Annotated in this window: 7 protein-coding genes; 5 read left to right on the top strand and 2 right to left on the bottom strand. The window is 72.9% G+C overall.

Annotation, left to right across the window (positions count from 1 at the left end; translation table 11 throughout):
- Positions 1 to 695, top strand: a 695-nt coding sequence (locus HW577_RS19440) for an SDR family oxidoreductase (RefSeq protein ID WP_232475072.1), incomplete at its 5' end; no start/stop codon positions are given.
- Between the two features lie 3 nt (positions 696 to 698).
- Here HW577_RS19440 and HW577_RS19435 read toward each other — a convergent pair.
- Positions 699 to 1,205 carry a phage tail protein gene (locus tag HW577_RS19435; protein ID WP_198377784.1) on the bottom strand — a complete coding sequence of 169 codons (507 nt, stop codon included), beginning with the start codon at positions 1,203 to 1,205 and terminating at the stop codon, positions 699 to 701.
- Positions 1,205 to 2,542, bottom strand: coding sequence for an aspartate aminotransferase family protein (locus tag HW577_RS19430; protein WP_198377783.1), 1,338 nt, complete (start codon positions 2,540 to 2,542; stop codon positions 1,205 to 1,207). The genes HW577_RS19435 and HW577_RS19430 overlap by 1 nt, the downstream gene beginning before the upstream one ends.
- 102 nt (positions 2,543 to 2,644) lie before the next feature.
- Here HW577_RS19430 and HW577_RS19425 point away from each other — a divergent pair, with 102 nt between their 5' ends.
- The 4 genes from HW577_RS19425 to HW577_RS19410 all read left to right on the top strand — a co-directional run.
- A complete protein-coding gene (locus HW577_RS19425) occupies positions 2,645 to 3,259 on the top strand; it encodes a glutathione S-transferase family protein (RefSeq protein WP_198377782.1) in 615 nt (204 codons plus the stop codon).
- Complete coding sequence (locus HW577_RS19420) at positions 3,256 to 4,377, top strand: NAD(P)/FAD-dependent oxidoreductase (RefSeq protein WP_198377781.1); 1,122 nt, start codon at positions 3,256 to 3,258, stop codon at positions 4,375 to 4,377. Before HW577_RS19425 ends, HW577_RS19420 begins: the two co-directional genes overlap by 4 nt.
- On the top strand, positions 4,358 to 4,654 hold the full coding sequence (locus HW577_RS19415) for a (2Fe-2S)-binding protein (RefSeq protein WP_198377780.1): 297 nt from the start codon (positions 4,358 to 4,360) through the stop codon (positions 4,652 to 4,654). The genes HW577_RS19420 and HW577_RS19415 overlap by 20 nt, the downstream gene beginning before the upstream one ends.
- Positions 4,651 to 5,649 (top strand): NAD(P)/FAD-dependent oxidoreductase (locus HW577_RS19410; RefSeq protein ID WP_198377779.1); only part of this gene is annotated, 999 nt, incomplete at its 3' end. The genes HW577_RS19415 and HW577_RS19410, both read left to right, overlap by 4 nt.

Genomic DNA, 5,649 nt, shown 5'->3' with positions numbered 1-5,649 from the left:
CCGCCAGGCTCGCCGCCGCGCGCGGCTGGGATCTGGCGCTGACCTACCGCAGCCAGGCCGCGCGGGCGGAGGAGACGGCCGCCGCCTGCCGCGCCGCCGGCGCGCGCGTGCTGCTGCTGCCCGGCGACGCGGCGAGGGAGGCCGACATCATCGCCGCCTACGACGCCACGCAGCGTGAATTCGGCCGCATCGACGCGGTGGTGAACAATGCGGGCATCACGGGGGGCAAGATTCTGCTCGCGGATACGACCGAGGCCGATTGGCGCGGCGTGTTCGAGCCGAACGTGATCGGCCTCGCCCTGTCCTGCCGGGAAGCGGTGCGGCGCATGTCGACGAAGCGCGGCGGGGCGGGGGGCGTGATCGTCAACGTCTCCTCCCGTGCCTCGGAACTCGGCAGCGGCGGGGAATGGGTCCACTACGCGGCGAGCAAGGGCGCGGTGGACAGCCTGACCATCGGCCTCGCGCGCGAAGTGGCGCAGGAGGGGATGCGGGTGAACGCGGTGAACCCCGGCCTGATCGATACCGAGATCCACGCCGCCTCGGGCCAGCCGGACCGCGTCGGCCGGCTTGCTCCCGGCGTGCCGATGGGCCGTGCGGGGCGGGCGGAGGAGGTGGCGGAATGCATCCTGTTCCTCGCCTCCGACGCCGCTTCCTATGTCACGGCGGCCTGCCTGCCGGTGGGCGGCGGGCGGTAGGGTTCAGCCGGCGCCGCGCGGCTCGGCGGGCTCCTGCACCGCCGTGTCGCGCTCCCAGCCCTCATGCTCGAGCACGAGCGTCTCGATCGCGACCATGCTCGCGCCGGTGTCGAGTTCGGGCAGCGGGGCGTAGCGGGACGGCCAGCAGCGGAACACCATCCAGGCGAGCACGATTTGCCCGGCCTCGTTCATCAATTCGATCCGGATGTCCTTGCGGAAGTCGCCGAGGGCCATCTCCCGCCCCGCGGCATGGACGCGGTTCGCCCAGGCCTCGAAGTCCGCGTCATGGGTGATGCCACGCTCGAGCGTGATGGGTTCGAAGCGCGTCAGTCCCGGTGACTTGCGCAGCGCGTTGGCGTCGCCGCCGTCCCGGTGCAGCACCACCTCGGTGCTGCGCGACAGGCCGCTGAGGCGGCTGATGCCGGCGACCGGCCGTCCATCCCACAGCACGCGGAAGCGATGCGCCTTGTAGGGATCCACGCGGCCGGGATTGACGGTGAAGGGCGGCATCAGGCGGGCGCGAGGATGGGCCGCCGCGCCGCGCAGAACTCCTCCACCGCCGCGACGAAGCAGGCGCAATCCGCGTCGGTCACGGGCAGCATCAGCGCCACCATGCCGCGCCGCGCCAAATAGAGGCCGGCGGCCAGCATGTCGAAGAAGAACAGCTCGCGCATCTGCTCCTCCTCCACCGTCGCCTTGTAGGGCGCGGTGAGGGGGCCGGGCCGGAAATGCGGGCTCAGCATGGACCCGGCGCCGGTGAAATGCATCGCGACGCCGTGCTTCGCGCAGGCGGCGTTGAGCGCTGCCTTCAGCGCCTCTCCGCGCGCGAAGAGCGCCTCGGCTTCGGCGGCGCCAAAAATCTCGCCGAGCGCCACGCAGCCCGCCGCCATCGATAGCACGTTGTTGTTGAAGGTGCCGGCATGCGGCATCGCGCCCGGCCGGTGCCCGTCGAACATCGCCATCACGTCGCGCCGTCCGCCGAAGGCGCCGAAGGACATCCCGCCCGCCATGTACTTCCCGAAGGTCGTCATGTCCGGCGTGATGCCCAGGCGCTGCTGCAAGCCGCCGAAGCCGTGCCGGCTCGTCATCACCTCGTCGAAGATCAGCAGCGCGCCGGTCTCCTTCGTCGCGTCGCGCAGCGCCTGGAGGAATTCGTGGCTCGCCGGGATGCAGCCGGCCGAACCCTGCATAGGTTCCACGATCACGGCGGCCAGCGCGTCCCCGGCCTCGCGGATGGCGCGCGCCGCGCCCTCGGCGTCGTTGTAGTCGGCGAAGCGCATCGGGATGGGCAAGTTCACCGGGGAGGTCGCAACGCCAACCGGGAAGGTGAAGACGCCGCCATGGTAGCCGCCGCGGAAGGCCAGCACCTCCGTCCGCCCGGTGAAGCCCCGCGCGCCGGCCAGCGCCATGATGTTCGCCTCGGTGCCCGAATTGGTGAAGCGCACCTGCTCGACGGACGGGAAGCGCCCGCAGATGAGCGCGGCGAGCTTCCCTTCGTTCTCGCCCACCGCGGCGAGGTTCACGCCGCGGTCCATCGCCGCCTTCACGGCATCGAGGATCCGCGTCTCGGAATGTCCGAACAGCCCCGCCGTGTATTCGCCGCAGAAGTCGAGATACTCCCGCCCGTCGGCATCCCACACCCGGGCGCCTTCGCCGCGCACCATGGCGGTGGGGAAGGGGGTGTAGAACAGCACGGTGCGGGTGTTGCCGCCGGCCAGCACCTCCCGCGCCTTGGCGTGGATCGCCGCACTTTTCGGGCGCGCGGAGGAATATCCCTCCCGCGCCTCGATCAGCGCGGCCTCCAGGTCGCTGTTGCGCGGATCGCGCGGGGCGTCGAGCGGGCTCATCGGGGCCTCCCTGTCAGCGGCGCGGAAGGCTCGCGCCCCGGCGCCGGGGCGTCAACGGGAAAGGGGCTTCGCCGGCGCCACGGCCGGGGCTAGCCTCCCACCATGGCAACCGTCTACGGCATGGCGCCTTCCGGCAATTGCTGGAAGGTCGCGCAGATCCTGCGCCTGACCGGCACCCCGTTCCGCTGGGTCGAGGTCGACACCAATGGCGGGGAGACGCGCACCCCGGAGTTCCTCCGCCGCAACCCCTTCGGCAAGGTGCCGGTGCTGGAACTGGACGACGGCACTGTGCTCGTGGAATCGAACGCGATCCTGCTGCATGTCGCGGAAGGCACGCCCTGGCTCCCCGCCCCCGGCCTGCCGCGCACCCGCGTGATGGAATGGCTGTTCTTCGAGCAGTACAGCCACGAGCCCAACATCGCCGTCGCGCGCAATATCCGCGCCTATCTCGGGGCGGCCGTGCAGGCGGCGGAGCGGCTGAAGCGCTGCGACGAGGGCGGCGCCCGCGCGCTCGATGCCATGGAACATCGCCTCGCCGCGCATGACTGGCTGACGGATGCGGGACCGACCATCGCGGACCTCGCCCTGTTCGCCTACACGCATGTGGCGGATGAGGGCGGCTTCGACCTGTCGCGCTGGCCCGGCGTCGCGGACTGGGTCGCGCGCCTTGCCGCGCTGCCGGGCATCGTGACGCTGCCGCGCAAGGCGGCGGCATGACCGCGCGGCGGAGCGACGCCATCGTCATCGGCGGCGGCCTTGTCGGCGCGGCCATCGCGCTCGGCCTGCGCGATGCGGGCCTCGACACGGTCCTGCTGGATGAGGGCGACCTCGCGCATCGCGCCTCCCGCGGCAATTTCGGGCTGGTCTGGGTGCAGTCCAAGGGGCTCGGCGCGCCCTGGTACCAGCGCTGGACGCGCGGCTCGGCGGGCGAATGGCCTTCGCTCGCGGCGGATCTCGCGCAGCGCACCGGTCTCGACCTCGCGCTCCAGCAGCCGGGCGGCGTCCATCTCTGCCTCAGCGAGGCGGAATTCGAGGATCGCGCGGAGAAGATGGCGCGGATGCAGGCCGAAGCCGGCAACCACGGCTTCGACTACCGCATGATCCGCGCGCCCGAGCTGCGGGAGATGCTCCCCGGCCTCGGTCCTTCCGTCGTCGGCGCTTCCTTCACGCCCTATGACGGGCATGCGAGCCCGCTCGCGCTGCTGCAGGCGCTGCACCGCGCCTTCGTGGGCAAGGGCGGCGCCTATGTGCCGGAGGCGAAGGTCACGGAAGCCGCCGCCGCCCCGCATGATTTCCGCGTGGAGACGCCCGCCGGCGCCTTCGCCGCGCCACGGATCGTCCTCGCCGCCGGGCTCGGCAATGCCGATCTCGCGCCGCGCTTCGGGCTTTCCACGCCCGTGCGCCCGCAGCGCGGCCAGATCCTGGTGACCGAACGCGCGCGCCCCGTCCTGCCCATGCCCACCACCACTGTGCGGCAAACCGGGGAAGGCACCATCATGCTCGGCGACAGCATGGAGGAAGTCGGCTTCGACACCCGGCAGTCCCCGCCCGTGATGGCGGAGATCGCGCGCCGCGCGGCACTCTCCTTCCCCTGGATCGGCGACCTTGCCATCGTCCGCGCTTGGTCCGCGCTGCGCGTCATGGCGCCCGACGGCCTGCCCATCTACGACCAGTCCGATCGATTCCCCGGCGCCTTCACGGCAAACTGCCATTCGGGCGTCACGCTCGCCGGCGCTCATGCGCGGCTGCTCGCGCCGATGATCGCCGCCGGCGCGCTCGACCCGATGCTCGACCCCTTCACCGCGCGGCGCTTCGATGTTCCGCGCGCGGCCTGAAGCGCGCCCCGCGACGATCCCGGTGCTCGTGGAAGGCGCCGAGATCCTGGTCCCTGACGGCACGAGCGCCGCGGCCGCCTTGCTGCTCGCGGGCCTTCCCGCCATCCGGGAGACGCCGGTCACGGGCAGCCCCCGCCTGCCGCTCTGCCAGATGGGCGTCTGCTTCGATTGCCTCGCTACCATCGACGGCGTGCCGAACCGCCAGGCCTGCATGGTCCCTGTCGCCCCTGGCATGCGCATCGAACGCCAGCACGGCGCGCGGGAGCCCGCGGCATGAGCGCCGAATTCGACCTCGCCATCGTCGGTGCCGGCCCTTCTGGCATGGCGGCGGCGGCGGAAGCACGCGTCCATGGCCTCGCCGTGCTCGTCATCGACGAGAACGCGGCCCCCGGGGGCCAGGTGTTCCGCGCCGCCGAGGCTGCCGCGCGCGACCCCGCGGTGGCGCCGGAGATCGCGCCGGGCCTTTCCCTGATCGCCGCCTTCCGCGCGAGTGGCGCGACATACCGGCCGGCCACCACGCTCTGGCACCTCGACCCGGAGGACGGCCTGCTGTCGCTCGCCGATGCGGAAGGCTGTTCGGAGGTCCGCGCGCGCCGCGTGCTGCTCGCGACCGGTGCGCAGGAACGGCCGGTGCCGATCCCGGGCTGGACGCTGCCCGGCGTCATGACCGCCGGCGCGGCGCAGATCCTGCTCAAGACCGGGGGCCTCGTGCCGTCGGGCGCCACGGTGCTGGCCGGGCAGGGGCCGCTCGTCTGGCTGCTGGCCGTGCAATTGGCCCGCGCCGGGGCTGCGCCGCTGGTACTGGAGACGCGGCGTGTGTCGGTCGCGGCCGCGCTTGCCCGCGCGGGTGCCGGCCTGGTCGCCGGGCGGGGCCTGGTCGCGAAAGGCCTCGCCCTGATGGCCGAGGCAAGGCGCCTCGGCGTGCGCGTGATCCGCGGCGCGCGTGGCCTGCGGGCGGAGGGCGAGGGCCGCGTCACGCGCGTTGCCTGGGATGGCGGCAGCGCCCCCTGCGACACGCTGCTGCTGCATGAGGGGGTGATCCCCTCGACCCATGTCTCCCGCGCCATCGGCTTGGACCATGCCTGGGACGCGGCGCAGGCCTGCTGGCGCCCGGTGGTGGACGGCTTCGGGGCGTCGAGCGACCCGCGCGTCGCGGTCGCCGGGGACGGAGCCGGCATCGGCGGCTGGGAAGCGGCCTTCGCGGCGGGGCGGCTCGCCGCGCTCGACGCCGCGGCTCGGATCGGCGCCATCACGGCGGCGGAGCGGGACGCG

The organism is Neoroseomonas rubea (assembly GCF_016106015.1).
GTDB classification, from domain to species: domain Bacteria; phylum Pseudomonadota; class Alphaproteobacteria; order Acetobacterales; family Acetobacteraceae; genus Neoroseomonas; species Neoroseomonas rubea.
Note: the sequence above shows the minus strand (reverse complement) of the source record. Positions and strands in the feature narration are given on the sequence as shown.